Genomic DNA, 25,791 nt, shown 5'->3' on the forward strand with positions numbered 1-25,791 from the left:
ATATGGGGCTGAAGAAGACGACTGTCATGGTGGATGAGAGCGACCTGGAGTTGATCAAGCAGGTTGCTGCTCGCGAGGGGCGTTCGGAGGCCGAGATCTTTCGTGAGGCGTTCCATCTCGTCGCGATTCGCGGTAGGCGCTGGGAGGAGGACTGGGATATTCCGGTTGTCGATCTGGGCCGGCCGATCGGCGACGAAGAGGTTCGCCGAGCCGTTGGAGATGCGATTGCCGGTTCGGAGGATCGGGATCAGTGATTCTGATCGGAGATACCTCGGGTCTCATCGCCGCGTTCAACGCCTCCGAGCCGGATCATGGGAGTGCGCGAAAGGTCTTGCAGCAGGCGGCTTTGACGGTTGTCTCTCCATTGGTCCTGCTCGAAATCGAGCATGTGCTGACGCGGAACCTGAACCGCCGAGCCGCCTACGGGGTCAATGATTGGTTGCTGGCGCAGGAACGAACCGGGCGGATCGAAATCGCCCACATGTCGGCCGAGGTGCTTCGGATCGCGCGCAAGATTCAGAACAGATATGTCGCGCTGTGTCTGGATCTGACCGATGCCACGAACGTGGCCCTGGCCGAACGGTACGAAACAGCTGACGTGCTGACGTTGGATCGCCGTGACTTTCGCGCGGTCGCGCCACTGACGGCCCACGCTGCGTTTCGGGCCTTGCCCGACGATCTCTGATCGATACGCCCGCCCGCCCGAATCGGGTTCGGGTGGGCGGGATTTCGGGGTGAGGGGTCAGAGGTTGACCGGGTAGGTGGGTTCTTGGATTTCGGGTTTGATGCGGTTTTCTACGAAGATGCCGTGCCAGATCATGAAGATGAGGAGGGTCCACAGGCGGCGGCTGTGGTCTACGGGGCCGGTGCGGTGGGACTCCAGCATGGCGAGGATGGCCTGCTTGTTGAGGAGGTGGTCGGTGCCGGAGTCGGTGATCTGGGCGCGGGCCCAGTCGTAGAGTTCGGGGCCGCGCAGCCAGTGGCGCAGGGGGACCGGGAAGCCGAGCTTGGCGCGGTTGAGGACGTGCGGGGGGACGATGTCCGTGAGCGCCTGGCGCAGGGCGTATTTGGTGGTTTCCTTGGTGATCTTCTGATCGACGGGGATCTGCTCGGCGACCTTGAAGACCTCGGCGTCGAGGAAGGGGACGCGCAATTCCAGCGAGTTGGCCATGGTCATCTTGTCGGCCTTGACCAGGATGTCGCCGCGCAGCCAGGTGAACAGGTCCAGATGCTGCATGCGCGCCACCGGATCCCAGTGGTTGCCCTGCATGGCGTAGATGGGAGCGGTCACGTCCTGATGCGTCCACTCGGGACGGAATTCCCGCAGCACCGAACGCAATTGGGCGTCGTTGAAACTGCGGGCGTTGCCGTAGTAGCGCTCCTCGAGGGTGAGCGAGCCGCGGTGCAGCAGGCTCTTGCCGCGAGTGCCCTCGGGAATACGGTCCGACAGTTTGCCGGCCAGCTTGCGCACGCCCTTGGGCAGGTACTCGAAAGGCTTGAGCGACAACGGTTCCCGGTAGATGGTGTAGCCGCCGAACAGCTCGTCGGCGCCCTCGCCGGAGAGCACGACCTTGACGTGCTTGCGGGCCTCCTTGGCCACGAAGTACAGCGGCACCAGCGCCGGGTCGGCCACGGGTTCGTCGAGATACCAGACGATTTCGGGGATCGCGGCCGCGTACTCCTCGGGGGAGACCATGCGCACGTAGTGCTTGGCGCCGATGGCCGCCGCGGTCTCGGCGGCCACATCGGCCTCCGAATAGCCCTGGCGCTCGAAGGCGGAGGTGAAGGTCAGCAGGTTCGGGTTGTGGCGGATGGCCAGCGCCGCGGTGGCGGTGGAGTCGATGCCGCCGGACAGGAATGCGCCGACGGTGACGTCCGCGCGCATGTGCTTGGCCACCGAATCCTCGAGCGCGGCGGCGATCTCCTTGTAGCGCTGCGCCTCCGAACCGGCCGCGAACTTGCGCACCCGGAACTGCGGGTTGAAGTAGCGGGTGACGCGCGGGGCGGCGCCGGGCTCGACCCAGGCGTAGCAGCCGGATTCGAGGCGGCGGATGTCCTTGTGCAGGGTCTCGGCCTCGGGCACGTACTGCAGCACCGTGTAGTGCTCGAGCGCGCGCGGGTCCAGCGCGTCGGAAAGCTCCAGCGCTGGAAGCAGACCCAGCAGGCTCTTCTTCTCGCTGGAGAACGCGGTGCCGCCCGCGCCGGTGGCGAGGAACAGCGGCTTGATGCCGAAGGGGTCGCGGGCCAGGAACAGCGTGTTGCGCTCGGTATCCCAGATGGCGAAGGCGAACATGCCGCGCAGCTTGCTCGCCGCCTTGGCGCCCCAGTAGTGGAAGGCCGCCACGATGGCCTCGCCGTCGCCCTCGGTGCGGAACATGGGCTGATCACCGAACTCGGCCTCGTGCGCCGCCTTCAGTTCGGCGCGCAGCTCGAGATAGTTGTAGATCTCGCCGTTGAAGGTCATGGCGTAGCGCTCGGGGTTCTCCGGCGGACCCCAGCGCAGCGGCTGATGCGAATGCTCGATATCGATGATCGACAGGCGGTTGAAGCCGAAGATCATGCGCTCGTCGTTCCAGGTGCCGCGCTCGTCCGGGCCGCGATGACGCTGGCAGTGCAGCGCCTCGTACACCTGTGCCGCGGTGGTCTCGACCGTCCGCCCATCCGGAGTAGTAGCCGTTGTAGCTGTCAGAAATCCGAGCAGACCACACACTGCGCCGAGAACCTCTTTCCGGAGTCAAGGATTTGGGGGCATGCCCGTCCGGGCACGCTGGACGCGAAACCTACTGCCCGAGTATGCCGTACCGAGTCGGATCGCGCTTGGGCCCCTTCCAATGCCCGAAGGTTCGCAGCCCGCCTCGGTCTGGACTGACGGAGCGGGGGAGCGAAGCGGCGGAGCGGAGGAGGGAAGAGCGAGGTGACAGGGCTGCGAACAGCCGTAGCGAAGCGAAGGCGATTGGGGCGCAGCGTGTCGAACAGGACCCGATCACAACGGGGGCGGTTTCTTGGTCTACGCTGCGTAGTACTTGGGAAATTCTCAGGGTCTGTCGTGCGTTCGCGCGAGGGCCTGCGAGAGCCCAAACTGTGCTGAATAAGTGTCGCCCGGCGGAAGGGAGTCCGGGCGGCGCGGTGTCGGAATGACGACCAGGAAGGCGTTGAGCGTGGCGCACAAGGCGAGCGAGGCGATAGGGGCACGACCCGCCCAGGGTCGGCGGGGCCGCATCCTTCGGCGGGCCGGGCTGGCGGTGTCCTTGGGGATGACCGCGATGCTCGTCTCCGGCTGCTCGATCGACAACGTTTGGCTTCGATTCGGCTGGCCCTCGGGCATCACGCCGCAGGCCACCAAGATGCGCGAGCTGTGGACCTGGTCCGTGCTCGCCGCGCTGGCGATGGGTGTCCTAGTCTGGGGCCTGACCTTCTGGACCATCGCGTTCCACCGCAAGAAGGCGGACTCCCCGGAATTCCCGCGGCAGACCGGTTACAACGTGCCGCTGGAGCTGAGCTACACCGCGATCCCGTTCGTGATCATCGCGGTGCTGTTCTACTTCACCGTGGTCGTGCAGAACTACGTGCACGAGAAGGTCGGCAACCCGGACGTCACCGTCGATGTGACCGCCTACCAGTGGAACTGGAAGTTCGGTTACCAGCACGTGGACATGGCCGTCGACGGCCAGGCCAACCGGTTCGTCCTCGACGGCGTCGACCACGAGCGCCAGGACGTCAACACCGAGACCCAGGAACGCTACAAGGAAGCGACCAAGAACGGTCACCCGCAGCCGGGCCCGAACAACGGCCTGCCCGCCAACGACATCTCGTACCTGCACTACGACAAGATCGAGACCGTCGGCACCTCCAACGAGGTCCCGGTGCTGGTCCTGCCGTCGGGTCGCAATATCGAGTTCCAGCTGGCCGCCGCGGACGTCATCCACTCGTTCTGGGTGCCGGAGTTCCTGTTCAAGCGCGACGTGATGCCCAACCCGAAGCAGAACAACTCCGACAACGTCTTCCAGATCACCAAGATCGAGAAGGAAGGCGCGTTCGTCGGCCGTTGCGCCGAGATGTGCGGCACCTTCCACTCGATGATGAACTTCGAGATCCGCGTGGTGTCCCCCGCGAAGTTCCAGCAGTACATGGACTTCCGCACCAAGAACCCGCTCGCGGGCAATGGTGAGGCCCTGGCCAGCATCGGCGAGTCGCCGGTGGCCACTTCCACCAAGCCGTTCAACACCGACCGCAAGGCGCGCGGTAACGAACTCGCCGACGCCAAGTGAGGATGAACTGACATGAAGGTCGAAGCTCGCATCTTCGAACTGATCACGGTCTTCTTCGTGATCGTGGCCGTGGTCTACGGCTACTTCACCGGCCGCTCCCGCACCGGCGTCGAGTGGGCGGGCACCACCGCCATCGTGCTGTCGGCGGGCCTGGCCCTGATCGTGGCCACCTACTTCCGCTTCGTGGCCCGCCGCCTCGACCTCCGCCCGGAGGACTACGAGGAGGCGGAGATCGTCGACGGCGCCGGCGACCTGGGCTTCTTCTCGCCCGGCTCGTTCTGGCCCATCCTGCTCGCGGGTGCGGGCTCCATCACCGCGCTGGGCTTCGCGTTCTTCCAGCTGTGGCTGATCGGGATCGGCGTCGTCTGCATCCTGGCCGCTGCGGCCGGTCTGGTGTTCGAGTACCACCTGGGTCCGGAAAAGCACTGACACAGCGGTTTTCGAAGCGCCCCATCCGAATTCGGGTGGGGCGCTTCGCTGTGCTTGGGGGTTCGGGTGGGGGCCGGGCGTCAGATGCCCAGGGCGTGCTTCAGGCGTGTGGTGCGCGGCGACATCGAGGCCAGGCCCAGCAGGGCGCGCGGGAAACGCGGCTGGAGTTGGGGCTGGCGGGTGCGGATCGCGGTCTCGATGGCGCGGGCCGCCTCGGCCGGATCGAACCCGCCGCCCGGGGCGGCGTGGGTGATCGGGTACTGGACCGTGGTGACGTGGATGCCGCGCGGCGAGAGCTCGGCGTCGGCGCACTGACCGAAGGTGGTCCAGGCAGCCTGGGCGCTGGCGTAGGAGGAGAAGTTCGGGGCCGCAGCGGTTTCCGGGCTCCACGGGCCGACGTTCACGACGTGGCCGGAGCCGCCGGCGAGCATGGCGGGCAGCAGGCCCAGCGTCAGGCGCAGCGGGCCGAAGTAGTAGGCGGCCATGGTGCGCTGGTAGTCGCGGAAGCGGTCCAGCGATTGCAGCACGGGGCGGCGGGTGGGGCGGCCGGTGTTGTTGACCAGGATGTCGATGGCGTCGAATTCGGTGAGCAGCCATTCGACCAGCTGATCCACGTCGCCGAGGGCCGAGAGGTCGCAGCGGAACCAGTGCGCCTGACCGCCGGCCTGGATGATGGTGGCGCACTCGTCGACGAGCTGAGAACCGTTGCGCGCCACCAGGATCACCTCCGCGCCGTGGAAGCCGAGTAATCGCGCCGTCTCGCGGCCGATGTCGGAGGCGGCGTCGGTGACGACGATGCGTTTGCCCGCGATGGGTAGCTCACCGGGCAGCGGCGCGGCGGAGCGGGGGCGGCGGGCAGCACGAAAATCGATCATGGGACAGGCAACCTTCATCCGAGGATTGAGCATGAACCATGCACCGATGCCCCGCCGACAGCACCGATACCGCCGCCCCGCGGCGTGCTGGAAAGCGGTGCCGTTCGGAAAATCTCGGCTGCTGACCGATTGCCGGCGGTGTGGCGGAACACATTCTATTCGGTCGGGTCATAACGGCGGGCGCGTTCGGAAAGACAGATCTCGTCGATTCCGGACACGATGTCCCGCAACAGTTCCGACGGCAGCGCCGCCGGCCGCAAACGACAGGTGAACGTGATGAAGGCGTGGTCCTCGTCATCCAGTTCGCGCAGGTAGCGGGAGCGCACGCCGTAGGTCATGGCCGACATGACGGTGAAGCAGCCCGTGCGTTCGCGGTGTCCGGCGAACAGATCGTGCAGGCCGTGGAAGACCCGGGTGTAGGTCGACAGGGGTGCGAACACCGAGACACGATAGGCGGGTCCGCGCTCCGAGGAGGAGATGACGGTATCGGCCAGATACTCCGCGTCGCGCAGTGTCAGCACCTTCGGAGCGAACATGAGCGCGCCCGCGGCGGCATTGCGGACCGGCATACCGGCACGGCCGCCGGCGGAGGCGGCGATGGCGCCCAGCGACTTTCGCGCTCGCGCGCCGACCTCGCGGCGGGCGCGCAGGGACAGATTGGGGGTGGTGGGATGCAGGCTCGACCACTGGCCGAAGCGGACGGTGCCGAGCTGTACGGTGCCGGTACCGACCGGTCGGGCTACCTTCAGCGGTGCGGTGTCCACCCAGCGGCCCACCTGCAGCATGGCATCACCGGGATTGCGGATCTCGCGGTAGGAGTGCTCCACCCAGGTGTCGAAATCCAGGAACCGATGCGCGTCGGTGGTGAGCCAGGTGCGGTCCTTGTCCACGTCGGTCACCTCGAGGGTGAGCGCGGTGATGATTCCGGTGCGCCCGCCGCCGCCCAGGATCCGGCGGAACCGCTCCGCGTGATGGGTGCGGCCGCAGGTGCCGAAACGCCCGTCCTGATCGACGTATTCGAGCTCGACCACATTGTCGCTGAACATGCCGAAGCGATGCGACGCCGCCGACAGCCCGCCCACCGCCGCGAATCCGCCGGCCGTGATGTCCCGGTGGTCGCCGACGATGGGCAGCCCGAGCCCGTGCGCGCCCAGGGTGCGATCGATCTCCGACAGCCGCGCCCCCGCCTGCACCCGCACCGTCCTGGCATCGGCGTCCACCACCTGCACCCGGTTCATCTTGCGCAGGCTCAGCACACTGCCCTGATCCGGCAGCCCGAACTCCTCGTCCGGCCGTTCCCCACCCCGGATGATCAGCGGTTTCGTCGAACGTCGCGAATCCCGAACGGTCCGAACCACATCCGCGGTATCGCGGGGCAGATATTCGTCGGGGTGGGTGGAGACGGGCGTGCTCATGGCGCTACAGCTAACCATAGTCACGCGCATTGTGCTCGTAGTTGGACGGGCGTCTGATCCGGCACCGCGCGCACACCGCGTGAACAGCGCGTTTCCGGTTGTGGCACACGGATTCCCTGGGAGTTTGCGGGCGGCGGCGGTCACCGGACGCGCGTAGAGTCGCTCCATGGGTTTCCTGGGCGAAATGTTCGGGTCGGGGCGAAATCGGTTCGGCGCGAAGATCTTGGATCGGGTGCTCGGGAATGCCGCCGTGGCCTCGGCGCGCTTCGATCCCGAGGCGTACGAGATCGTGTATCGGCTCGCGAACGGGTACGCCGCGAAACTGAACCTGGACACGCTGTATCGCCGGTTCGGCGGCAAGATCAGCGCGGAGCTGTTGCTGTCGGTCGACAGCCTGATCCTGCCGCCCGACGCGCCCCGGGGCTGGGACGCGGTGGCGCCCAAGCTGCGACCGGTCTTGCGGCGCACCGGGTACGGCGCCGTGCGCGGGGCACGGGATCCGGTGCTGGCCCGGCCCGCGCTGCCGTTCCTGTCGGAGCTGGTGGTCATCGATCTGCCGACCGCGGTGCAATTCGTGACCGGGCAGGATCTGTCGTGCTGGGGTGTGGAGGCCGACGAGGTGTTCTCGGTGGCCCACGCCAATCTCACCGAGCTGGCCATGAACACCCTCGACGCCTTCGAACCCGCGCCGGGGATGCGGGTGTTCGAGTTCGCCGACGACGACGGGTCCAGTTATGTCGGGTCGCTGCCGTTGATGGCGGGCTGGCTGGCGGGGATTCGGACGCGCACCGGGACTCGGCCGCTGCTGTATCTGCCCGCGCATCTGGGCATGTTCGTGGTGCTCGGGGCGACGCCGGAAACGCTGGTGCGCCTGCAGGAATTGGCCGAGGAACGGCACGCGGCGGCGCAGCGGCCGCTGTCGGCGGTGCCCTACACCATCGACGACGACGGCGATCCCATCCCGCTGCCGGTGGGGCCGGACCACCCCGCCTATCGCGCCATCCGGCATGCCGAGATCGGCCTGGCGGTGAGCGCCTATCGCGCGCAGGCCGAGCAGCTGCGCGGCGAGAAGGGCGGCGCGGTCATGGAATTGGTGCACGTGCGGGATCCCGACGGCACCGAGACCACCGTGACCTCCTGGCCCGATCGCGCGACCGTGCTGCTGCCCAAGGCCGATCATCTCTGCTTCGTGGCGGGAGCCGATGTGTTCCGCGTCGCCTGGGCGGAGGTGGCGCGGTTGGTCGCGCTGGAACGCACCCCCGGCTACGACCCGCCCCGCTATCGCGTGCACGCGCATCCGCCGGCGGAGATCATGAACCGCCTGCGCGCGCTGTCGAGTTGATCACGCGCGGGCGCGAAGTCGACGGCCGGATGGTCCGCGACCCGCGGCGCGGCCACGCTGTCGCGGCGCGTCGGTGCGGCGTGGCGAACTATCCCCGCGACCCCGCCACCCGCTTCCGCTAGGTTGGCGGCGTGGACAGGGCGCAGCTGACAGCTGACATGGCGGCCGGTGCGAGACCGGAGTTCCTCTTCTTCTGGGGGCACACCCGCACCCCCGGCCACGAGATCGGGAAATGGGTGCTCAGCCAATGGTGGCCGATCGAGTTCACCGTCGACGGCCAAACATACGGCAGCGCCGAACATTTCATGATGGCCGAGAAGGCCCGCCTGTTCGGCGACGAACCCATGCGCACCCGCATCCTCGCCAGCGACACCCCCGCCGACGCCAAACGCCTCGGCCGCGCCATCTCCGGCTTCGACCAGGACACCTGGGAAGCCCACCGCTTCGACATCGTCCTGCGCGGCTCCATCGCCAAATTCGGCCAGCACACCCCCTTGCGCGACTTCCTCCTCGCCACCACGGAAAAAATCCTCGTAGAAGCGGCCCCCCGAGACACCATCTGGGGCATCGGCCTTCCCGCCGACCACCCCCACGCCGCAGTCCCCTCCCACTGGCGCGGCGAAAACCTCCTGGGCTTCGCCCTCATGGAAGCCCGCCACGCCCTCACCCCCGCCCCCGCGCGGTAACCCAACAAGATCAGGGAGCTGTCACTGCGGGAAATTCGGATGAATTCCTCGCTGACAGCTCCCTGATCTTGATCTCACGCGGCGTCGAGGGCGGCGGTGATTTTGCGGGTCATTTCGGTGGTGGCGGGGGTGGGGTGGTCGGTGGCGAGGGCGATCAGGACGGTGGTGCGGAAGTTGGCGGCTTCGGCGGGGTCCTGGTGGGTGAGGACGGTCATGGCGGTGGTGAGGGCGGGGAGGACCTGGTCGGCGAGTTGGGCGGTGGACTTGCCGGAGAGGTGGATGTCCTTGACCTTCGCGGCCAGGACGTGGCCGATCGGGCCGGTGGCGGTCATCAGGGCCTTGCTGCCGTTGGTGGCGACCTGGTGCGGCTTGGCGCTGGCGGCGGCCAGCAGGGAGATCGCGCCGTAGGCGGCGGTGCGGACGGTGGCCTGATCCTGGGCGGTGAGGGTGATCGACATGGCAGCTGCTCCTTCGAAAGGTGTTGTGCGGCAACCGGATCCTTGGTGATCCGGGTGCTTCGTTCGATGTACCTACTGTCGCCGGTCGCGCTGACAGCTGCCTGACGTCGCCCTGGCATTCGCGCTGACACCACCTGCGGCCCCGGCGGGCCGACGTCAGGCAGGATCGGGGGATGGAGACGCTGCGAAGTCGTGAGCTGTACACGAATCGGTGGATCACGCTGCGGGAGGACACCGTTCGCCGCATCGACGGCGTGGAATCGATCTACGCCTACCTCGAGAAATCCGACTTCGCCATCGTGATCCCCTGGGACGGCGAGCGCTTCCACCTGGTCGAGCAATACCGCTACCCCCTGCGCCGCCGCTGCTGGGAGTTCCCCGGCGGCTCGGTGGCGTCCGGTGAATTCGACCCGATCGCGGTGGCCCGCCAGGAGTTACGCGAAGAGACCGGCCTGCGCGCCGCCCACCTCACCGTCCTCGGCAAGGTCGCGCCCGCCCCGGCCACCACCACCCAATACGGCCACGTCGTTCTCGCCACCGACCTCACTCCGGGCCCGCCCGAGCGCGAACCCTCGGAAATGGACATGGATTCCGCATGGTTCACCCGCGCCGAATTCGAGGCCATGATCGCCGACGGCCGGATCGTCGACGCACAGACCGTCGCCGCCTATTCGCTGCTGTTGCTGTACGAACGGCGGGGATAGGCGTCACCAGGGGAGGGGGCCGTAGTCGTGGTCGGCGCCCCAGAGGTAGCCCCAGAAGGTGCCGGTGGGGCCGTCTGCGGGGAGGGTGGCGAGGTGGACGGTGGGTTCGGCGCCCTGTTCGGGGGTGCGGAAACCGGTGTGGGCGTTGAGGTCCGTGGCGGTGTAGCCGGGGTTGGCGGCGTTGACCTTGATGGGGGTGTCGCGGAGTTCTTGCGCGTAGAGGACCGTCACCATGTTGACCGCGGTTTTGGAAGAGGTGTAGGGGATGGCCGAGACCATCTGGGACATCGGACTGTCCGGGTTGGTGCGGGCGGACAGGGAGCCGACCTCGCTGGAGACGTTGACGATGCGGGCCGCCTCGGATCGGCGCAGCAGCGGGAGCAGGGCATTGGTGACGGCTACCAGGCCGAACACATTGGTCTCGTACACCTTCGCAGGGTGGCGAGCGAGCCGGAGGAGGGCTTGCCGTCGCCTTCGAGGCCGCCGGATATCGCCGCGTTGTTGACCAGTACGTCGAGTTGCCCGAAGTCGGTTTCGATTCGGCCGGCCGCCGCGGCGATGGATTCCTCGTCGGTCACGTCGAGGCGGAGGAAGTGGGCGTCGGCTCCCTCGGCGCGCAGTTTGTCGGCGGCCGCCTGCCCGCTGTCGTCGGGCCGAACAGCACTGTGCCGCAGGAGGTTCGTACCATTCTCGACAGTCTCGCGACGCCGGCGTACGTGGTGGACGCCACCTACGAGGTGCTGGCCTGGAATCGGGCGGCGGTCCCCTTTCTCGGTGAGCTCGATTCCGTGCCCGGGCACGAACGCAATATGGTGCGCTGGATGTTTCGGGAGGCGGCCGATCATCCGCAGTGGTCCGATGCCGACACCCGCGATTTCGCGCGCTCGGTGATCGCGGATCTGCGCGCCGCCTATGCGCGCTATCCGGGGCATCCGGGATTGTCGGCGCTGATCACCGAATTGCTCGGCACCTCCAAGCGCTTCGCGGCCATGTGGGGCGCGCACGAGGTGGAGGTGCGGCGGACCCATCGCAAGCACTTCCGGCATCCGGAGCTGGGTCCGTTGGATTTCCGCTGCCAGGTGCTGCACATCTCCGACACCGATCAGCGGGTGATCGTTTACTGCGCGCCGCCGCACACCCGGACGGCGAGCGTCTTCCAATCGCTGGCGGCGGCCACCGAACCCTGATCGTCATCAAGTGTTGGCCAACAACCGTTGACATGGCTGCGACCGGTTCGTATCGTCTATCTCAACAGACGTTGGCCAACAAATGTTGGCAGAGTTTCGGGAGTCGCCATGAACACCGTCCCCGCCACCGCCTCGGTCGTCATCGTGGGTGCCGGACCCGCCGGAATGACCGCCGGCATCGCCCTGGCCGACGCGGGCGTCGACGTGGTGCTGCTCGACAAACTGGCCGAGGGCGCCAACGCCTCCCGCGCGGTGGTCGTGCACGCCCGCACCCTCGAGGTGCTCGAAAGCCTCGGCGTCACCGAGCAATTGCACGAACACGGCCTGGTGGTGCCGAAGTTCGTCATGTACGACGGTGATCGCGCCCTGGCGCGCGTCTCCTTCGCGGGCCTGCCCACCAAGTACCCGTACACCGTGATGATCGGCCAGGAGTCCACCGAGGCGATCCTGTTGGCGCGCTTGGAGAAAGCGGGCGCGCAGGTGTACCGGCACACCGAGGTCACCGCGGTCACCCAGGACGCCGACGGTGTCACCGTCGAGTACACCGATGCCGACGGCACCCCGAATTCCGTTCGCGCACAGTGGGTCATCGGCGCGGACGGCATGCACAGCAAGGTCCGCGAGGCCGCCCGCATCGGCTTCACCGGCGCCACCTACCCGGAATCCTTCGTCCTGGCCGACGTCCGCATGAACTGGCCGGACGCGCGCGACGAGGTGTCGCTGCACCTGTCGCCCGAGGGCGTCACCGTGGTCGCGCCGCTGCCCGACCCGCGGCCCGACCGCTACCGCATCGTCGCGACCGTCGCCGACGCGCCCGAACATCAGGATCTCGCCTACGTGCAGGCGCTCGTCGACGCCCGCCGCCCCGGCGCGCACGCCCGCGTCGAGGAGATCGTGTGGAGCTCGCGCTTCCGCGTGCATCACCGGGTCGCCGACCGCTACCGGGCCGGGCGCATCCTGCTCGCGGGCGACGCCGCCCACGTGCACAGCCCCGCCGGCGGCCAGGGCATGAACACCGGCATCCAGGACGCGGCCCTGCTCGGCCGACTGCTGGCCACGGTGGTCGACGGCGCCCCCGCCGACATCCTCGACGAGTACGAGACCACGCGCCGCCCCGTCGCCCTGGGCGTTGTGAAGTTCACCGACCGCGTGACCCGCATGGCGACCCTGCGTCCCCGGCCCGCCCGTCTGGTCCGCAACCTGCTGATCGGCACCGCCACTCGCGTGCCGGCCGTCCGCCGCAAGCTCGCCTACCAGCTGTCGGAACTGGCCAACCGCTGACCGTCCCCCCGGGATGCGCCGACCGCCGGATACCGACTACCCTGAACGGCATTGCGGCGGTGGGGCTCGCCGCTCCGGACCTGGTCCGGACAACCGTGGCGTCGCCACCAACAGTCCCTACCCCAATAATCCGTTGCGACGGTATGGAGTAGGAGACGTCTGTGACCGGTGAGCTGACCACGTCGGGCAGAGCCGAGCGGGGAGAACCCGTCGACTCGGACATCGATCTGCACGAGCCCGCGCATCGGACGGAACTGGCGCGCTCGCACGGCGCGATCCTGGTGGTGATCGCGCTCGGCGGCGCGCTCGGCGCGCTGGCCCGCTACGGGCTGGCGCGGCTGTGGCCCACCCCGCCCGGCGGATTCCCGTGGGCCACCTTCCTCACCAATGTCCTCGGCTGTTTCCTGATCGGCGTGCTCATGGTGCTGGTGACCGAGCTGTGGTCGGCGCACCCGCTGGTCCGGCCGTTCCTCGGGGTCGGCGTGCTCGGCGGGTTCACCACCTTCTCCACCTACGCCAACGACATCCGTGCCCTGCTGACGCCGGGCACCATCGTCACCGCGTTCGTCTACTTCGGGCTCACCCTGCTGTGCGCGCTCTCGGCAACCCTGATCGCGGTGCGGTTCACCCGCTGGGCCCACGCGGCGACGCGGCGTCCGGGGCGGGGGCGGGCATGACCGTCGTGCTGATCACCCTGGGCGCCATGATCGGTGCGCCACTGCGCTATCTGACCGACCGGGCCGTGCAGACCCGGCACGACAGCGTATTCCCGTGGGGCACTTTCACGGTCAATCTCGCGGGCTGCCTGTTGCTGGGCGGCATCTCCGGCGCGGCACTGTCCACCCCGTGGATGATGCTGGTGGGCACCGGTTTCTGTGGCGCGCTGACCACCTACAGCACCTTCAGCTACGAAACGGTCCGGCTCGCCGAGCAGCGGACCTATCTCTACGCGGCGCTCAATATCGTCACCAGTCTCGTCGCGGGCCTGGGCGCGACCTTGCTGGCCTACACGGCGGTCCACGCCCTGACCGCCTGAAAGCCGCACCGGCAGCAGCGGATTCAGGCGCGCTGGGTGGCGGTGACCGTGGTCGCGGCGGCCACGGTGGCGTCGGCTAGATCGCGCAGGCGGGCCGCGGAGAGGTTGGTGTCGGGGCAGGTCACGATGGACGCGACCACCGTGCCGTCGGCGGCGAAGACCGGGGCGGCGATCGAGACGACGGCATTGCGGTCGGTCAGCTCGTCGGGCAGGTAGTCGATGGTGATGAGGTCGGCGATCATGGCCGAAAGACGTTGCCGCAGCGGATCGGTGACGGGGGAGTGCCGCAGCGCCGCCAGCGCCTCGAGCATGGGGGCGGATTCGTCGGCGAGACGCTCGACGGAGTAGCCGCGCGCGGCGATGGCGTCCAGGACCGCGGTCAGGCGGGGACGATGCAGCGGATCGGCGGCGGCCAGCCAGGCGGCGCGCTCGGATTCCGGCGCCCAGGCGACGAATTCGCGGCAGACCGGCGGCGCGACCGGCATGCGGCGGGCCGGACGGATCCACGGCACCGACGGCGTGCCGATCACCTCGGTGATGACGATGGCGTCGTGCTCGCGCTCGGCCAGGAAGACCGGTACGCGCTGGTCGGCGGCGAGACCGTGCAGGGTGTCGAGGGCCAGCCGGCGCAGCGGGAAGGCGGTGTCGGCGCGGCGGGCCACGGTCAGCAAACCCAGTCCGAGACTGTAGTTTCCGTCGCCGTCGCGCACCGTCCAGCCGTCGGCGGTGAGCTGGGTGAGCACGGCGTGGGCGGTGGCGCGGGACATGCCGGTGGCGCGCACGATGCGGGCCAGCGACAGGCGCTCGCCGGGATGCCGGGACAGCAGTTCGATCGCCCGCACCACGCGATGCGTCGGCGGCGAGGCGGCGCCGGTCGCCGGTTCGGTCGCCGTACCCGGCTCGGAAGCCGCTGGGGCGGTGGTGGATTCAGGCAACTCGATCCCTGCTGGTGGCGGTCCCGGCGGTCCGGGCGGTCGGGGAAATCGTATCGGTCGGGGTATCGGCCGGACGCATCGGAGTAATGGGGATACACGGAATTCGCCGCGCGGGTATTGACCGTCGCGGGGGTGCCGACCTATCGTCGGTGTCACATTATCGAACAATAGCGTCGAATATTCGACACTGCAAGCCTTCGGGCAGCACGGGTCGGCGACGCGGCGAGTGGGTTGAGAGATGCGCACGGGATACGAGCTGTCGCACCTGAACGCCTTGGAGGCGGAATCGGTGCACATCATCCGGGAGGTGGCGGCCACCTTCGAGCGGCCGGTGCTGCTGTTCTCCGGGGGTAAGGATTCGGCGGTCATGCTGGAGCTGGCGCGGCGGGCGTTCTGGCCCGCGCCGCTGCCGTTCCCGCTGCTGCACATCGATACCGGACGCAATTTCGACGAGGTCATCGACTTCCGGGACCGCACGGTCGCCAGGCTGGGCGCGCAGCTGCTGGTCGGCAGCGTGCAGGACGATATCGACGCCGGCCGGGTGACCGAACGGCCGGGCGAGACCCGAAACCGCCTGCAGACCACCACCTTGCTGCGCACCATTCGCGAGCACCGCTTCGATGCGGTGTTCGGCGGGGCGCGCCGCGACGAGGAGAAGGCGCGCGCCAAGGAGCGGGTGTTCAGCTTCCGCGACGAGTACGGCGCGTGGGAGCCGCGCGCGCAGCGGCCCGAGGTGTGGAACCTCTACAACGGCCGCCACCGCAAGGGCGAGCACATCCGGGTGTTCCCGCTGTCGAACTGGACCGAACTCGATATCTGGGAGTACATCGGCCAGGCCGAGGTGGAGTTGCCGTCGCTGTACTACGCACACCGGCGCACCGTGGTCGCACGGGACGGAATGCTGTTGGCGGAGAACCGATTCCTGGACTTCGGTCCCGGCGAGCGACGGTTCGAGGCGACCGTGCGCTTCCGCACGCTCGGTGACGCCGACTGCACCGGTTGTGTCGAATCCGAGGCCGCCGATCCGGCCGAGGTGATCGCCGAGACCGCCGCCACCCGCCTGACCGAGCGCGGCGCCACCCGCGCCGACGACCGCATCTCCGAGTCCGGCATGGAAGATCGCAAGCGAGAGGGCTACTTCTGATGCGCCGCAACCTGTTACGGCTGGCCACCGCGGGCAGCGTGGACGACGGCAAGTCGACGCTCATCGGGCGGCTGCTGTTCGACTCCAAGAGCCTGTTCACCGATCAGCTCGACGCCATCGAGCGGGCGAGCCTGTCGCGCGGCGGGGACGGACCGGATCTGTCGCTGGTGACCGACGGCCTGCGCGCCGAACGCGAGCAGGGCATCACCATCGATGTCGCGTACCGCTACTTCGCCACGCCGCGAAGGAAATTCATCATCGCCGACACCCCCGGGCACGTGCAGTACACGCGCAACATGGTGACCGGCGCGTCCACCGCGGATCTCGCACTGATCCTGGTCGACGCGCGCAAGGGCGTGTCCGAGCAGACCCGCCGCCACGCCTTCCTGTCCTCGCTGCTGGGGGTCGGGCACCTGGTGCTGTGCGTGAACAAGATGGATCTGGTCGGCTGGTCCGAGCAGCGATTCGAGGAGATCCGTTCGGAATTCGCGGATTTCGCCACCAAGCTGGATGTCGGCGATCTCAGCTTCGTCCCGGTGTCGGCGCTGCACGGCGACAATGTGGTGGAGCCCTCCGAGCGCAGCGCCGGCTGGTATCCGGGGCCGCCGCTGCTGCGGCATCTCGAGGAGGTGCACGTGGCCTCGGACCGCAACCTCATCGACAACCGGCTGCCCGTGCAGTACGTGATCCGGCCGCACGGCGAGACCCAGCGCAGTTACGCGGGCACCGTGGCGGGCGGCATCTTCAAGCCGGGCGACGAGGTGGTGGTGCTGCCCTCGGGACGCACCAGCAAGGTCAGCCAGATCTGGGCGCCCGGCGGCGGGAAGGTCGAGGAGGCGTTCACCGGGATGGCGGTGTCGCTGACCCTGGACGACGAAATCGACATCGGCCGTGGGGATATGCTCGCGCGGCCCGGCAATCAGCCGCACACCGATCGGGAACTCGACGCCATGGTGTGCTGGTTCTCCGACGATACGCGGCTGCGGGCCGGTAGCGAGTACTCCATTCGGACCGCCACGCAGACCTCCAAGGTCGAGGTGACGGAGCTGGACTACCGGCTCGACGTCAATACGCTGCATCGGCAGACCGACGCGGAAGCGCTGGGGCTCAACGACATCGGGCGCATCACGCTCAAGAGTCGGCAGGCGCTGCTGTTCGACCCCTATCGGGAGAACCGGGCCACCGGCAGCCTCATCCTCATCGACGAGCAGACCAATCAGACCGTCGCGGCGGGCATGATCACCGGGCGTTCCACGGGCGCACCGCGGGTCGAGCACAAGGCGTCGAATGTGGTGTGGCACAGCTCCGCCGTGGAACGCGGGCAGCGGCTCAGCACCGGCGCGACCGTGTGGCTGACCGGGCTGTCGGGCTCCGGGAAGTCCACCATCGCCGTGGAATTGGAGCGGCAGCTGATCGCCTCGGGACAGCCCGCCTACCTGCTCGACGGCGACAACCTGCGGCACGGGCTGAACAAGAACCTCGGCTTCACCGACGAGGATCGGCGCGAGAACATTCGCCGCGTCTCGGAGGTGGCGGCGCTGTTCGCGGATGCGGGCGTGGTCGCCATCGTGTCGCTCATCAGCCCGTTCCGCGCCGAACGGCGGGAGGCGCGCAAGCTGCACGACGGGCGGAACCTGCCGTTCCGCGAGGTGTTCGTGGACACGCCGCTCGAGGAATGCGAACTGCGTGACCCGAAGGGCCTGTACAAGAAGGCGCGTTCGGGGGAGCTACCCGAATTCACCGGTGTCAGTTCACCGTACGAGCGGCCGGAGTTCGCCGATGTGACCATCACCCCCTCGGACGGGACGCCGGCCGAGATCGCCCATCGAATTCGAGAATCACTAGGGATCGCTGAACACTGATGACAGACATCGACAAGGCCGAACTGCCGTTGACCGAGCCGTTTCTCGCGGCGGTCGCGGAGGCGGAGAAGCTCATCGCCGGCGCCGATTTCATTCGGGACCCGCACGATCTGGCGGAGGGCTACGACTATTTGCAGGCCGGGATCGCGGCGGTGCTGCAACTGTCTCGGGCGCACGGGACCTCGCACCCGTACCTGGTGACGGCGACCGGGCCGTACACCAAGATGGGCCTGGATAATCCCGACACGCTGTACTACAGCGCCAATGTCGAGGCGGGCGCGGAGTATCTGCTCACCGGGGTGCGCGGCAGCACCGTCGATCTGAGTTTCCAAGTGCTGAAGGGCGATTACACCGCCTCGGATGTGCCCAATGGTGACGACGCGTTCGACGACCGGCGGTTGCGGATCGACGAGGACGGTAGCTATCAACTGCGCTTCGGGCCGCCGAAGGAGAATCCGGGGCCGAATTACTTCGTGCTGCCCGAGGGTGCGTCCATGCTGGCGGTGCGCGAGGTGTACGGCGACTGGAATGCCGAGCGCAAGGGCACGATTCGCATCGAGCGGGTCGACACCATCGGGACCGCGCCGGTCGAGACGGGCGTGGAGCAGCTGCGCAAGCGGTATCGGGCGGCGGGGCGGATGCTGTTGACCCGGGTGCACACCTGGTTCAACTTTCCGAAATGGTTCTATCTGAACCTGCCGGTCAATACGCTGACCGAACCGCGGCTGACCCCGGGCGGGTTGAGCACCCAGTACTCCTCGGTGGGGCATTTCGAACTCGAGGACGATCAGGCGCTGATCATCACCGTGCCGAAATCCGATGCGCCGTATCAGGGTTTCCAGCTCGGCAGCCGCTGGTACATCTCGCTCGACTACGTCAATCACCAGACGTCGCTGAATCATCGGCAGGCGCAGGTGGATCCGGACGGGATGATCCGCATGGTCGTGTCGGCGCGGAATCCGGGCGTGGCGAATTGGATCGAGACCACCGGGCGCAAGCTGGGGATCCTCCAGTTCCGCTGGCAGCGGGTGGATCGGGCGATGACCCCGGAAGACGGGCCGACCATCGAGCTCGTGCCTTTCGACAAAGTGGCTGAACAACTGCCCAACTTCGAACACAATCGGATCGACGAAGCCGGCTGGCGTGAACGAATCGCTGCTCGCCAGCGAGGCTTCGCGGAAAGGATGCTGGGATGAGCCGTCTGAAGACGGGGCTGCTGGCCGACAAGGTCGTCGTGGTCAGCGGTATCGGGCCCGGTTTGGGACGCTCCATCGCACTGGAGGCCGCCGCGGCCGGGGCCAAGGTCGTGCTGGCCGCGCGGACCGAATCGCGGTTGAAGGAAGTCGCGGAGGAGATCGCCGCCGAGGGTGGGGCCGAAACGCTCTGTGTGCCCACCGATATCACCGATGAGGCGACGGTTCAGAATTTGGCCAAGCAGACCCTCGAGACGTTCGGGCGAGTCGATGCCCTGGTCAACAACGCGTTCAAGGTGCCGTCGATGAAGCCGTTGGCGCGCACCGACTTCGAGCAGATTCGCGAGAGCGTGGATCTGACCGTGCTCGGCAATCTGCGCATGACGCAGGCGTTCACCGATGCGCTGGCCGAGACCAAGGGCTCGGTGGTCATGGTCAACTCCATGGTGCTGCGGCACTCCGAACCCCGCTACGGCAGCTACAAGGTCGCCAAGGCCGCCTTGCTGGCTCTGTCACAGACGCTCGCGACGGAGCTGGGGGAGAAGGGGATTCGAGTCAACAGCGTGCTGCCCGGATACATCTGGACCGACCAGCTCGAGTGGTACTTCGGCGAGATCGCCAAGAAGTACGGCATCACCGAGGAGCAGGTCTACCAGCAGACCGCGTCCAAGTCCGATCTCAAGCGGCTGCCGCTGCCCGACGAGATCGCGCAGACCATCGTGTTCCTCACCTCGCCCTGGGCCAATGCCATCACCGGGCAGACCCTCGACGTCAACTGCGGCGAATACCACGTCTGAGCAAGGAGTTTCACCCACCATGACCGGACGTACCAACGTCGGCACCGTCGAGGATCTGCACCACTCGGCGTCGAAAGTGTGCGGCCTCACCGACTTCGGGGCCGACGACTACCTCGAGGCGCTCGGGGTGCTGCTGGAGTCCTACCAGCGCGATGCCGGGCTCACCGAACTCGGCTCCAAGATGAGCCGCTACTTCCTGCGCGGCGCGCTCGTCGCCCGCGCGTTGAGCGAAGCCGCCTGGGCCGCCAACCCGGCCTACACCGAAACCCGCGTCACCAGGCCGATTTTCGTGACCGGCCTGCCGCGCACCGGCACCACCGCCCTGCACCGGCTGCTGGCCGCCGACCCGCAGCACCAGGCCCTCGAAATGTGGCTGGCCGACTTCCCGCAGCCGCGCCCGCCGCGTGACACCTGGGCCGACAATCCCGTCTACCAGGCCGTCGACAAGGGCTTCGCCCAGCACCGGATCGAGAATCCGGAATACATGGGCCTGCACTACATGACCGCCGCCGAACCCGAGGAATGCTGGCAGTTGTTGCGGCAGACGGTGAAATCGGTGTCCTACGAATCGCTGGCCTACCTGCCGACCTATTCGGAGTGGCTGCGCAAGCAGGACTGGACCGACGCCTACACCCGGCACAAGAAGAACCTCCAGCTCATCGGCCTGGGCGACGAGCGCCGCTGGATCCTCAAGAACCCCAGCCACCTGTTCGCCCTCGACGCGCTCATGGCCGTCTACCCCGACGCGCTGATCATCCAGACCCACCGCGACCCGGTCACCATCGTGGGTTCCTCGTGCAGCCTGTCGGAGGCCACCACCCAGGGCTGGTCCACCACCTTCGTCGGCGAGAAGATCGGCTCGACGCAGCTGGAGCTGTGGTCGCGCGGCCTGCGCGAGTTCACCGCCGCCCGCGCCCGCTACAACCCCGACCAGTTCCTCGACATCGAATTCGACGAACTGCGCGCCGACCCCTTCGCCACCGTCGAGAAGATCTACTCCACCTTCGGGCTCGACTACACCGATGCGGCGCGGTCGGCCATGACCGCCCTGGACGAGGAGAGCAAGTCCGGCGACCGTAAGCCGGCCCACCGCTATTCGCTGTCCGACTACGGCTTGACAGAAGACCAGGTCAGAGCGGAATTCAGGGTCACCTAACACCCTGCCGGTCCTTCCAGCTATGGTTAGCATCACCTAACGCCGCACCTGGGCGTTTCGTGGGAAGAAGGACCTGAAGATGAACGGACGCTCGAGCGGTATGCCGCCGGTGCGCACCACCCTGCTGCGGATCTCGGCATTGGGGGCGGCGCTGGTCATGGCGGCGGCATGCGGCAATACGAAGTCGAACAACGACGACGTGAAGGCGCTCGACGGCAATCACTACGCCCAGGTCAATATCGCCTCCAACAAGGAGTCGGACAAGGCGCAGTTCACCGATCCGAAGTTCATCAACGCGTGGGGCATCGCCGATCGGCCGAAGGGCGCCGGCGGGCACTTCTGGGTCGGGGCGGGCGGGTACTCGTTCCAGTACGTCGGGGACGTCACGCAGTCGCCGGATGCCAAGTACCAGAAGATGTTCCAGGATCCGCTGAAGCTGGTCACCATTCCGGGCGCGGACTCGATTCCGGACGACGACGGTGACGACTCCGAGGGCAAGACCACCGGCGTCATCTTCAACCCGGCGCCGATCACCTCCGACCTGTTCGTGGTCAAGGATCAGCCGGTCAGCTACGACGGCAAGGACGAGAAGCTCACCGGCTCGGCGCGATTCGTCTTCGCCACCGACTCCGGCAAGATCTCCGGCTGGACCGAGCAGGGCGCGGGCGGCGCCATCGTGCGCCACGACGGCCCGGCCGTCGTCGAATTCGACGGCACCGCACAGGGAATGGGCTTCAAGGGCCTGGCCATGGATCCCTCCGGCACCAAGCTGCTGGCCGCCGACTTCGGCAAGGATCCGCAGATCCGCACCTTCGACAAGGACTGGAAGCTGGTGCCCACCACCGGTTTCGCCAATCCCTTCGCCACCGGCGACGCCATCGACCCGGCCGATGCCTCGAAGGGCAAGAAGCTCGAGATCGGCGACCCGGCCCCCTTCAATGTCGCCACCGTCGGCGACCGCGTCTTCGTCACCTACGCCCTCACCCAGCCCAAGGACGGCGACCCCAACACCCTGAAGAAGGGTGAGGAGGACAAGGCCGACAAGGACCAGGAGAAGGCCGCCGGGTACCGGCCCAAGAAGGGCCAGGTCGCGGAATTCGACAAGAACGGCAAGCTGGTTCGCACCCTCGACGCCGACGGTCGCCTCAACGCGCCGTGGGCGGTCACCGTCGCCCCGCAGAACTTCGGCCCGCTCTCGGGCAAGCTGCTGATCGGCAACTTCGGCGGCGCGGGCCGCATCCTGGCCCTCGACGACCAGACCGGCAAGTTCGTCGACTACCTGCGCGACACCGACGGCAAGCCGCTCGGCATCGAGGGCCTGTGGGGCCTGATGTTCGGCAATGGCGAAAGCCTCGGCGACGCCAACGCCCTCTACTTCACCGCCGGCCCCAATGACGAAAAAGACGGCCTCTTCGGCAGCCTCCGCCTGAAGTAACCCCAACATTCCCCGGGCCCCGAGCACTTTCCAGCTCGGGGCCCGTGTCACATGCCGCTGCTTTCACGCCGAATGGTTTAGGGCGCGTCGTCGCTGAGTTCGACGAGTTCGATGGGCCATGGCAGTACCTGTTCGATGGTTTGCCAGCGCTTTCGGTCGTGCGTAATGATCTCCCAGTCGAAGCAACGGGCGACTGCGATCGTGTGCGCGGCAGCGGGATCGAGGTGTTCAGTGGCGGCGAACATGTCCGCGAGCTCGTTGGTTTCGGCCAAGTTTGTCACGCCGGCCAATGCGATGACCGCGTTGTTGTCGATCATGCCGTCGAGGCCTTCACGTTGCTGTTCGTTCAGGCTGGCTTTCGTTGTCGCCAACGCGAGTGCGGGCACGGCGACGCGCATGCCGCGATCAGCGAGGTGTGCGATAAGGCTGATCGTGGTCAGCGAGTCGTGGGCATATGCGTGGAGGACGGTGTCGTCGAGGACGTACCCGGTATGTGTCATCCACGTGCCGCCCGCCTAGCGTTTGCTCGGTCGGCTAGCATGTCGGCCAGTCGGCCACCGGTCTCCCAGGCTGCTGGGTCGGCTTTGGCTGCGGCTTTGCGGATTTCCCACGCTGTGCGTGCTCGAGTCTTGACCGACGCGGCGATGTCCATCAGTCGATTAAGGGTCTGGTCCACGGTCTCGTCGGGCTCCGCGAAACCTGCGAATCGTTCGCGTGTGGACGCGAGTGTCGACAGGGTGGTCTTCGAGCGCTTGGTATCGGAATCCTCGGCAGTCATGGTCACAGAATATCGGTAATGCTGAGAATATTCCGCGTGTTCGTCAATGGGTGGGTCGGGCTCGGTCCTGCTGGATGCGGGTGAAGCGGAGTTCGAGGCCGTCGGTGAAGGCGGAGAGTGCCAATTCGAAGCTCTCCGAGTCGATTTCGTCGGCCTTGGCGCGCAGCAGGTGGGCCTGTTCGAGGTGGGGGTAGCGGTCTCGGTAGACCTGGACGTCGTCGACGAAGCCGCGGGAGAAGGAGCCCATGGTGGCGCCCATGACCAGGTAGCGGGTGGCGGCGCCGATCATGGTGGCGTCGCGCGGGGGCCAGCCGGCGGAGACCAGGCCGCCGTGGACGGCGTCGGCGTGGCGGAGATTCTCGTCGCGGGTGCCGGGGCCCGCGGCGAGGTAGGCGACGAAATTGGGGTGGCGGACCAGCGCGTCGCGGTAGGAGCGGGCCCACGCGGTGAGCCCGGTGCGCCAATCGCCCGCCTCGAAGGCCGAGGTGTCGACGCGGGCCATGATGCCGCCGGCGATGTCGTCGAGGACGGCGTCCTTGGTGGGGTAGTGGGTGTAGAGGGAGGCGGCCTGCACACCCAGTTCGGCGGCGAGTTTGCGCATGGACAGGTCGGCGAGACCGTCGCGGTCGATCAAGGTCAGCGCGGCCTCGCGAATGCGTTCGCGGCTCAGCAGCGGCACCTTCGGCCTGGCCATGGGCTCACCTCCTCCTGCGACGGATCCGGCGATCCCCCGATGGGAGTCGAATTTATCACCGCATCCTTGAAAACCGAACACTGTTAGGATAGCGTCGAGTTATTAACCTAACAACGTTCGGTTAGGAGCTATCGACACCATGGACTTCGAACTCGGCGAGTCGCAGCGGGAACTGCGCGACCTGGCCCGGGCCTGGGTGGACAAAGAGGTCGTACCGCATGCCGCCGCCTGGGATCGGGCCGAGGCGGTCGACACCGCCATTGTCGGAAAGCTCGGTGACATGGGCTTTCTCGGGATCGAGATCCCGGAGGAGTACGGCGGGTCCGGCGGCGCCGCGCTCGACTACTGCGTGTTGCTCGAGGAGCTCGGACGCGGCGACAGTTCGGTGCGCGGCATCGTGTCGGTTTCGCTGGGGCTGGTCGCCAAGACCATCAAGACCTACGGCACCGACGCGCAGAAGCACGAATGGCTGCCGCGGTTGTGTGCGGGGCAGGCGCTGGGGTGCTTCGGTCTCACCGAACCCGGCACCGGTTCCGATGCGGGCAGCCTCATCACGAAAGCCGTTGCGGACGGCGATGATTGGCTGATCTCCGGCACCAAGATCTTCATCACCAACGGCACCTGGGCCGATGTCGCGCTCGTGTTCGCGCGCACCGGCGGCCCCGGCCCCAAGGGGGTGACCGCGTTCCTGGTCCCCACCGACGCACCCGGCTTCACCCGCACCGAGATCAAGGGCAAACTGGGCCTGCGCGGCCAGGCCACCGCCGAACTGGTGCTGGACCAGGTGCGCGTGCCCGACGCCAACCGGCTCGGCGACCTCGGCCAGGGCTTCAAGATCGCCATGGCCGCCCTCGACAAGGGCCGCATGGGCGTGGCCGCCGGCTGCGTCGGCGTCGCGCGCGGCTGCCTCGAGGCGGCGGTCGAATACGCCGGGCAGCGTGAGCAATTCGGCAAGCCGATCGCCTCGTACCAGCTGGTTCAGGAGTTGCTCGCCGATATCGCGGTCGAGGTCGAGGCCGCGCGGCTGCTGACCTGGCGGGTGGCCGACCTGGTCGAGAAGGGCAAACCGTTCGGGACCGAGGCGTCGGTGGCCAAACTGTTCGCCAGCGAGGCCGCGGTCAAGGCCGCCAACAATGCCATTCAGGTGTTCGGCGGCTACGGCTACATCGACGAGTACCCGGTCGCCAAGTATCTGCGCGACGCGCGCGTGCTCACCCTCTACGAGGGCACCAGCCAGATTCAGAAGCTGCTCATCGGCCGCGCCCTCACCGGCGTCAGCGCCTTCAACTGACCGAAACCATTCACGGACAGGGAGATTCACTTATGTCGAAAGTCGCAGTCGTGACCGGCGCCGCGCGCGGAATCGGCGCGGGCACCGCCGCCCGCCTGGCCGCCGACGGCTTCGCCGTGGCCATCGTCGATCTCGACGAGGCCGCCTGCAAGGACACCGTCGACGGCATTGTCGCCGCCGGCGGCACGGCCATCGCGGTGGGCTGCAATGTCACCGACGAGGCGCAGGTGGCGGCCGCGTTCGAACGCGTTGCCGCGGAACTGGGTTCGGTGGACGTGCTGGTCAACAATGCCGGCGTGCTGCGCGACAATCTGCTGTTCAAGATGTCGGTCGACGACTGGGACATCGTCATGTCGGTGCATCTCAAGGGCACGTTCCTGTGCTCGCGGGAGGCGCAGAAGTACATGGTGAAGCAGAAGTCGGGCAAGATCGTGAACACCTCCAGCGTGTCGGCGCTGGGTAGCCGCGGGCAGGCGAACTACAGCGCCGCCAAGATGGGGATTCAGGGGCTGACCCGCACGCTCGCAATGGAATTGGGGCCGTTCGGGATCACTGTGAATGCCGTCGCGCCCGGGTTCATCGTCACCGAGATGACCGACGCCGCCGCCGCGCGCGTGGGTGTCTCCCCGGAGGAGTTCCGGGCCGAGGCCGCCAAGATCACCCCGCTGCGCCGCGTCGGCGAACCCGCGGACATCGCGAACGTGGTGTCGTTCCTGGTCTCCGACAACGCTTCCTTCGTCACGGGCCAGACCATTTACGTCGACGGCGGACGCCGACTCTAGGCCCACCCAGTTCTTGGGGGGTTTCAGAGGCTTCCCCTGAAAC

29 protein-coding genes are annotated in these 25,791 nt (G+C 67.4%); 19 read left to right on the top strand and 10 right to left on the bottom strand.

From position 1 onward, the window contains the following. The first annotated feature begins 2 nt into the window (after window positions 1–2). Together D7D52_RS18585 and D7D52_RS18590 are read left to right on the top strand one after the other, a co-directional pair. Window positions 3–254: a ribbon-helix-helix protein, CopG family gene (locus D7D52_RS18585; protein ID WP_120744238.1), complete on the top strand. Its 252-nt coding sequence runs from the start codon at window positions 3–5 to the stop codon at window positions 252–254. After that, window positions 251–685 (top strand): type II toxin-antitoxin system VapC family toxin, encoded by a 435-nt coding sequence (locus D7D52_RS18590; protein WP_120738120.1) that lies wholly within the window; start codon window positions 251–253, stop codon window positions 683–685. Before D7D52_RS18585 ends, D7D52_RS18590 begins: the two co-directional genes overlap by 4 nt. 57 nt (window positions 686–742) lie before the next feature. Here the strand turns inward: D7D52_RS18590 and asnB are convergent, their stop codons facing one another. Continuing rightward, window positions 743–2,710 carry an asparagine synthase (glutamine-hydrolyzing) gene (gene asnB / locus D7D52_RS18595; RefSeq protein ID WP_120738122.1) on the bottom strand — a complete coding sequence of 656 codons (1,968 nt, stop codon included), beginning with the start codon at window positions 2,708–2,710 and terminating at the stop codon, window positions 743–745. 544 nt (window positions 2,711–3,254) lie between these two features. Between asnB and ctaC the strand changes: the two genes are divergently transcribed. Both ctaC and D7D52_RS18605 read left to right on the top strand, forming a co-directional pair. After that, complete coding sequence (gene ctaC / locus D7D52_RS18600; RefSeq protein ID WP_246024018.1) at window positions 3,255–4,268, top strand: aa3-type cytochrome oxidase subunit II; 1,014 nt, start codon at window positions 3,255–3,257, stop codon at window positions 4,266–4,268. Window positions 4,269–4,280: 12 nt separating this feature from the next. After that, window positions 4,281–4,697, top strand: coding sequence for a cytochrome c oxidase subunit 4 (locus D7D52_RS18605; RefSeq protein WP_120738126.1), 417 nt, complete (start codon window positions 4,281–4,283; stop codon window positions 4,695–4,697). An 80-nt stretch (window positions 4,698–4,777) separates the two neighbouring features. Here the strand turns inward: D7D52_RS18605 and D7D52_RS18610 are convergent, their stop codons facing one another. Both D7D52_RS18610 and D7D52_RS18615 read right to left on the bottom strand, forming a co-directional pair. After that, entirely contained in the window at window positions 4,778–5,572 is a 795-nt protein-coding gene (locus D7D52_RS18610; RefSeq protein WP_162958399.1) for an SDR family NAD(P)-dependent oxidoreductase, read from the bottom strand. Between the two features lie 155 nt (window positions 5,573–5,727). Further along, on the bottom strand, window positions 5,728–6,987 hold the full coding sequence (locus D7D52_RS18615; protein ID WP_120738130.1) for an FAD-binding oxidoreductase: 1,260 nt from the start codon (window positions 6,985–6,987) through the stop codon (window positions 5,728–5,730). 166 nt (window positions 6,988–7,153) lie between these two features. On the opposite strand from D7D52_RS18615, the gene D7D52_RS18620 reads away from it, so the two are divergent. Together D7D52_RS18620 and D7D52_RS18625 are read left to right on the top strand one after the other, a co-directional pair. Continuing rightward, on the top strand, window positions 7,154–8,329 hold the full coding sequence (locus D7D52_RS18620) for a DUF1444 domain-containing protein (protein ID WP_120738132.1): 1,176 nt from the start codon (window positions 7,154–7,156) through the stop codon (window positions 8,327–8,329). Between the two features lie 131 nt (window positions 8,330–8,460). After that, complete coding sequence (locus D7D52_RS18625) at window positions 8,461–9,015, top strand: riboflavin biosynthesis intermediates N-glycosidase (RefSeq protein WP_246023144.1); 555 nt, start codon at window positions 8,461–8,463, stop codon at window positions 9,013–9,015. A gap of 74 nt (window positions 9,016–9,089) precedes the next feature. Here the strand turns inward: D7D52_RS18625 and D7D52_RS18630 are convergent, their stop codons facing one another. Continuing rightward, entirely contained in the window at window positions 9,090–9,473 is a 384-nt protein-coding gene (locus D7D52_RS18630) for a hypothetical protein (protein WP_120738136.1), read from the bottom strand. A 173-nt stretch (window positions 9,474–9,646) separates the two neighbouring features. Here D7D52_RS18630 and D7D52_RS18635 point away from each other — a divergent pair, with 173 nt between their 5' ends. Continuing rightward, window positions 9,647–10,177, top strand: a complete 531-nt coding sequence (locus D7D52_RS18635) for an NUDIX domain-containing protein (protein ID WP_120738138.1) — start codon at window positions 9,647–9,649, stop codon at window positions 10,175–10,177. A 3-nt stretch (window positions 10,178–10,180) separates the two neighbouring features. On the opposite strand, the gene D7D52_RS39900 is transcribed toward D7D52_RS18635, so the two are convergent. Both D7D52_RS39900 and D7D52_RS39905 read right to left on the bottom strand, forming a co-directional pair. Next, complete coding sequence (locus D7D52_RS39900) at window positions 10,181–10,606, bottom strand: SDR family NAD(P)-dependent oxidoreductase (RefSeq protein ID WP_281279113.1); 426 nt, start codon at window positions 10,604–10,606, stop codon at window positions 10,181–10,183. Beyond that, entirely contained in the window at window positions 10,576–10,851 is a 276-nt protein-coding gene (locus tag D7D52_RS39905; protein WP_281279228.1) for an SDR family NAD(P)-dependent oxidoreductase, read from the bottom strand. Before D7D52_RS39905 ends, D7D52_RS39900 begins: the two co-directional genes overlap by 31 nt. Between D7D52_RS39905 and D7D52_RS18645 the strand changes: the two genes are divergently transcribed. The 4 genes from D7D52_RS18645 (at window position 10,771) to crcB (ending at window position 13,681) form a co-directional block, all read left to right on the top strand. Next, window positions 10,771–11,364, top strand: coding sequence for an MmyB family transcriptional regulator (locus tag D7D52_RS18645; RefSeq protein ID WP_246023145.1), 594 nt, complete (start codon window positions 10,771–10,773; stop codon window positions 11,362–11,364). The genes D7D52_RS39905 and D7D52_RS18645 overlap by 81 nt on opposite strands. A 108-nt stretch (window positions 11,365–11,472) precedes the next feature. Continuing rightward, on the top strand, window positions 11,473–12,645 hold the full coding sequence (locus D7D52_RS18650; RefSeq protein ID WP_120738142.1) for an FAD-dependent monooxygenase: 1,173 nt from the start codon (window positions 11,473–11,475) through the stop codon (window positions 12,643–12,645). 161 nt (window positions 12,646–12,806) lie between these two features. Continuing rightward, window positions 12,807–13,322, top strand: a complete 516-nt coding sequence (locus D7D52_RS18655) for a fluoride efflux transporter FluC (RefSeq protein WP_342775177.1) — start codon at window positions 12,807–12,809, stop codon at window positions 13,320–13,322. Beyond that, window positions 13,319–13,681, top strand: coding sequence for a fluoride efflux transporter CrcB (gene crcB / locus D7D52_RS18660; protein ID WP_120738144.1), 363 nt, complete (start codon window positions 13,319–13,321; stop codon window positions 13,679–13,681). The genes D7D52_RS18655 and crcB overlap by 4 nt, the downstream gene beginning before the upstream one ends. 23 nt (window positions 13,682–13,704) lie before the next feature. On the opposite strand, the gene D7D52_RS18665 is transcribed toward crcB, so the two are convergent. Continuing rightward, window positions 13,705–14,616 (bottom strand): helix-turn-helix domain-containing protein, encoded by a 912-nt coding sequence (locus D7D52_RS18665; RefSeq protein WP_246023146.1) that lies wholly within the window; start codon window positions 14,614–14,616, stop codon window positions 13,705–13,707. 238 nt (window positions 14,617–14,854) lie between these two features. On the opposite strand from D7D52_RS18665, the gene cysD reads away from it, so the two are divergent. The 6 genes from cysD (at window position 14,855) to D7D52_RS18695 (ending at window position 22,203) form a co-directional block, all read left to right on the top strand. Next, window positions 14,855–15,760, top strand: a complete 906-nt coding sequence (gene cysD / locus D7D52_RS18670; protein ID WP_120738146.1) for a sulfate adenylyltransferase subunit CysD — start codon at window positions 14,855–14,857, stop codon at window positions 15,758–15,760. Then, on the top strand, window positions 15,760–17,622 hold the full coding sequence (gene cysC, locus D7D52_RS18675; RefSeq protein ID WP_120738148.1) for an adenylyl-sulfate kinase: 1,863 nt from the start codon (window positions 15,760–15,762) through the stop codon (window positions 17,620–17,622). The genes cysD and cysC overlap by 1 nt, the downstream gene beginning before the upstream one ends. Next, entirely contained in the window at window positions 17,622–18,818 is a 1,197-nt protein-coding gene (locus D7D52_RS18680; protein WP_120738150.1) for a hypothetical protein, read from the top strand. The genes cysC and D7D52_RS18680 overlap by 1 nt, the downstream gene beginning before the upstream one ends. Then, window positions 18,815–19,612 (top strand): SDR family oxidoreductase, encoded by a 798-nt coding sequence (locus tag D7D52_RS18685; RefSeq protein ID WP_120738152.1) that lies wholly within the window; start codon window positions 18,815–18,817, stop codon window positions 19,610–19,612. The genes D7D52_RS18680 and D7D52_RS18685 overlap by 4 nt, the downstream gene beginning before the upstream one ends. A 19-nt stretch (window positions 19,613–19,631) precedes the next feature. Next, window positions 19,632–20,768 carry a sulfotransferase family protein gene (locus D7D52_RS18690; RefSeq protein ID WP_120738154.1) on the top strand — a complete coding sequence of 379 codons (1,137 nt, stop codon included), beginning with the start codon at window positions 19,632–19,634 and terminating at the stop codon, window positions 20,766–20,768. 79 nt (window positions 20,769–20,847) lie between these two features. Further along, window positions 20,848–22,203, top strand: coding sequence for a TIGR03118 family protein (locus D7D52_RS18695; RefSeq protein WP_246023147.1), 1,356 nt, complete (start codon window positions 20,848–20,850; stop codon window positions 22,201–22,203). Window positions 22,204–22,280: 77 nt separating this feature from the next. On the opposite strand, the gene D7D52_RS18700 is transcribed toward D7D52_RS18695, so the two are convergent. From D7D52_RS18700 to D7D52_RS18705, 3 genes are read right to left on the bottom strand one after another with little or no spacing between them, the layout of a single operon-like run. Then, window positions 22,281–22,703, bottom strand: coding sequence for a hypothetical protein (locus D7D52_RS18700; protein ID WP_120738159.1), 423 nt, complete (start codon window positions 22,701–22,703; stop codon window positions 22,281–22,283). Then, window positions 22,700–22,981, bottom strand: a complete 282-nt coding sequence (locus D7D52_RS37850) for a hypothetical protein (protein WP_162958401.1) — start codon at window positions 22,979–22,981, stop codon at window positions 22,700–22,702. Before D7D52_RS37850 ends, D7D52_RS18700 begins: the two co-directional genes overlap by 4 nt. 43 nt (window positions 22,982–23,024) lie before the next feature. After that, complete coding sequence (locus D7D52_RS18705; protein ID WP_120738161.1) at window positions 23,025–23,675, bottom strand: TetR/AcrR family transcriptional regulator; 651 nt, start codon at window positions 23,673–23,675, stop codon at window positions 23,025–23,027. Window positions 23,676–23,814: 139 nt separating this feature from the next. On the opposite strand from D7D52_RS18705, the gene D7D52_RS18710 reads away from it, so the two are divergent. Both D7D52_RS18710 and fabG read left to right on the top strand, forming a co-directional pair. After that, entirely contained in the window at window positions 23,815–24,966 is a 1,152-nt protein-coding gene (locus D7D52_RS18710; RefSeq protein ID WP_120738164.1) for an acyl-CoA dehydrogenase family protein, read from the top strand. 32 nt (window positions 24,967–24,998) lie between these two features. Continuing rightward, window positions 24,999–25,748, top strand: coding sequence for a 3-oxoacyl-ACP reductase FabG (gene fabG / locus D7D52_RS18715; RefSeq protein WP_120738165.1), 750 nt, complete (start codon window positions 24,999–25,001; stop codon window positions 25,746–25,748). Window positions 25,749–25,791 lie beyond the last annotated feature (43 nt).

Source organism: Nocardia yunnanensis, assembly GCF_003626895.1.
GTDB classification, from domain to species: Bacteria; Actinomycetota; Actinomycetes; order Mycobacteriales; family Mycobacteriaceae; genus Nocardia; species Nocardia yunnanensis.

Bases quoted from the DNA above. Each gene is read 5' to 3' on its own strand.
- D7D52_RS18680 (WP_120738150.1), top strand. From the start codon at position 17,622: ATGACAGACATCGACAAGGCCGAACTGCCGTTGACCGAGCCGTTTCTC.
- D7D52_RS18630 (WP_120738136.1), bottom strand. From the start codon at position 9,473: ATGTCGATCACCCTCACCGCCCAGGATCAGGCCACCGTCCGCACCGCC.
- D7D52_RS18685 (WP_120738152.1), top strand. From the start codon at position 18,815: ATGAGCCGTCTGAAGACGGGGCTGCTGGCCGACAAGGTCGTCGTGGTC.
- cysD (WP_120738146.1), top strand. From the start codon at position 14,855: ATGCGCACGGGATACGAGCTGTCGCACCTGAACGCCTTGGAGGCGGAA.
- D7D52_RS18690 (WP_120738154.1), top strand. From the start codon at position 19,632: ATGACCGGACGTACCAACGTCGGCACCGTCGAGGATCTGCACCACTCG.
- D7D52_RS18615 (WP_120738130.1), bottom strand. From the start codon at position 6,987: ATGAGCACGCCCGTCTCCACCCACCCCGACGAATATCTGCCCCGCGAT.
- D7D52_RS18605 (WP_120738126.1), top strand. From the start codon at position 4,281: ATGAAGGTCGAAGCTCGCATCTTCGAACTGATCACGGTCTTCTTCGTG.
- cysC (WP_120738148.1), top strand. From the start codon at position 15,760: ATGCGCCGCAACCTGTTACGGCTGGCCACCGCGGGCAGCGTGGACGAC.
- D7D52_RS18610 (WP_162958399.1), bottom strand. From the start codon at position 5,572: ATGATCGATTTTCGTGCTGCCCGCCGCCCCCGCTCCGCCGCGCCGCTG.
- D7D52_RS18635 (WP_120738138.1), top strand. From the start codon at position 9,647: ATGGAGACGCTGCGAAGTCGTGAGCTGTACACGAATCGGTGGATCACG.
- D7D52_RS18695 (WP_246023147.1), top strand. From the start codon at position 20,848: ATGAACGGACGCTCGAGCGGTATGCCGCCGGTGCGCACCACCCTGCTG.
- D7D52_RS18620 (WP_120738132.1), top strand. From the start codon at position 7,154: ATGGGTTTCCTGGGCGAAATGTTCGGGTCGGGGCGAAATCGGTTCGGC.
- D7D52_RS18710 (WP_120738164.1), top strand. From the start codon at position 23,815: ATGGACTTCGAACTCGGCGAGTCGCAGCGGGAACTGCGCGACCTGGCC.
- ctaC (WP_246024018.1), top strand. From the start codon at position 3,255: ATGACCGCGATGCTCGTCTCCGGCTGCTCGATCGACAACGTTTGGCTT.
- D7D52_RS18650 (WP_120738142.1), top strand. From the start codon at position 11,473: ATGAACACCGTCCCCGCCACCGCCTCGGTCGTCATCGTGGGTGCCGGA.
- crcB (WP_120738144.1), top strand. From the start codon at position 13,319: ATGACCGTCGTGCTGATCACCCTGGGCGCCATGATCGGTGCGCCACTG.
- fabG (WP_120738165.1), top strand. From the start codon at position 24,999: ATGTCGAAAGTCGCAGTCGTGACCGGCGCCGCGCGCGGAATCGGCGCG.
- D7D52_RS18585 (WP_120744238.1), top strand. From the start codon at position 3: ATGGGGCTGAAGAAGACGACTGTCATGGTGGATGAGAGCGACCTGGAG.
- D7D52_RS18705 (WP_120738161.1), bottom strand. From the start codon at position 23,675: ATGGCCAGGCCGAAGGTGCCGCTGCTGAGCCGCGAACGCATTCGCGAG.
- D7D52_RS18700 (WP_120738159.1), bottom strand. From the start codon at position 22,703: ATGACACATACCGGGTACGTCCTCGACGACACCGTCCTCCACGCATAT.
- D7D52_RS37850 (WP_162958401.1), bottom strand. From the start codon at position 22,981: ATGACTGCCGAGGATTCCGATACCAAGCGCTCGAAGACCACCCTGTCG.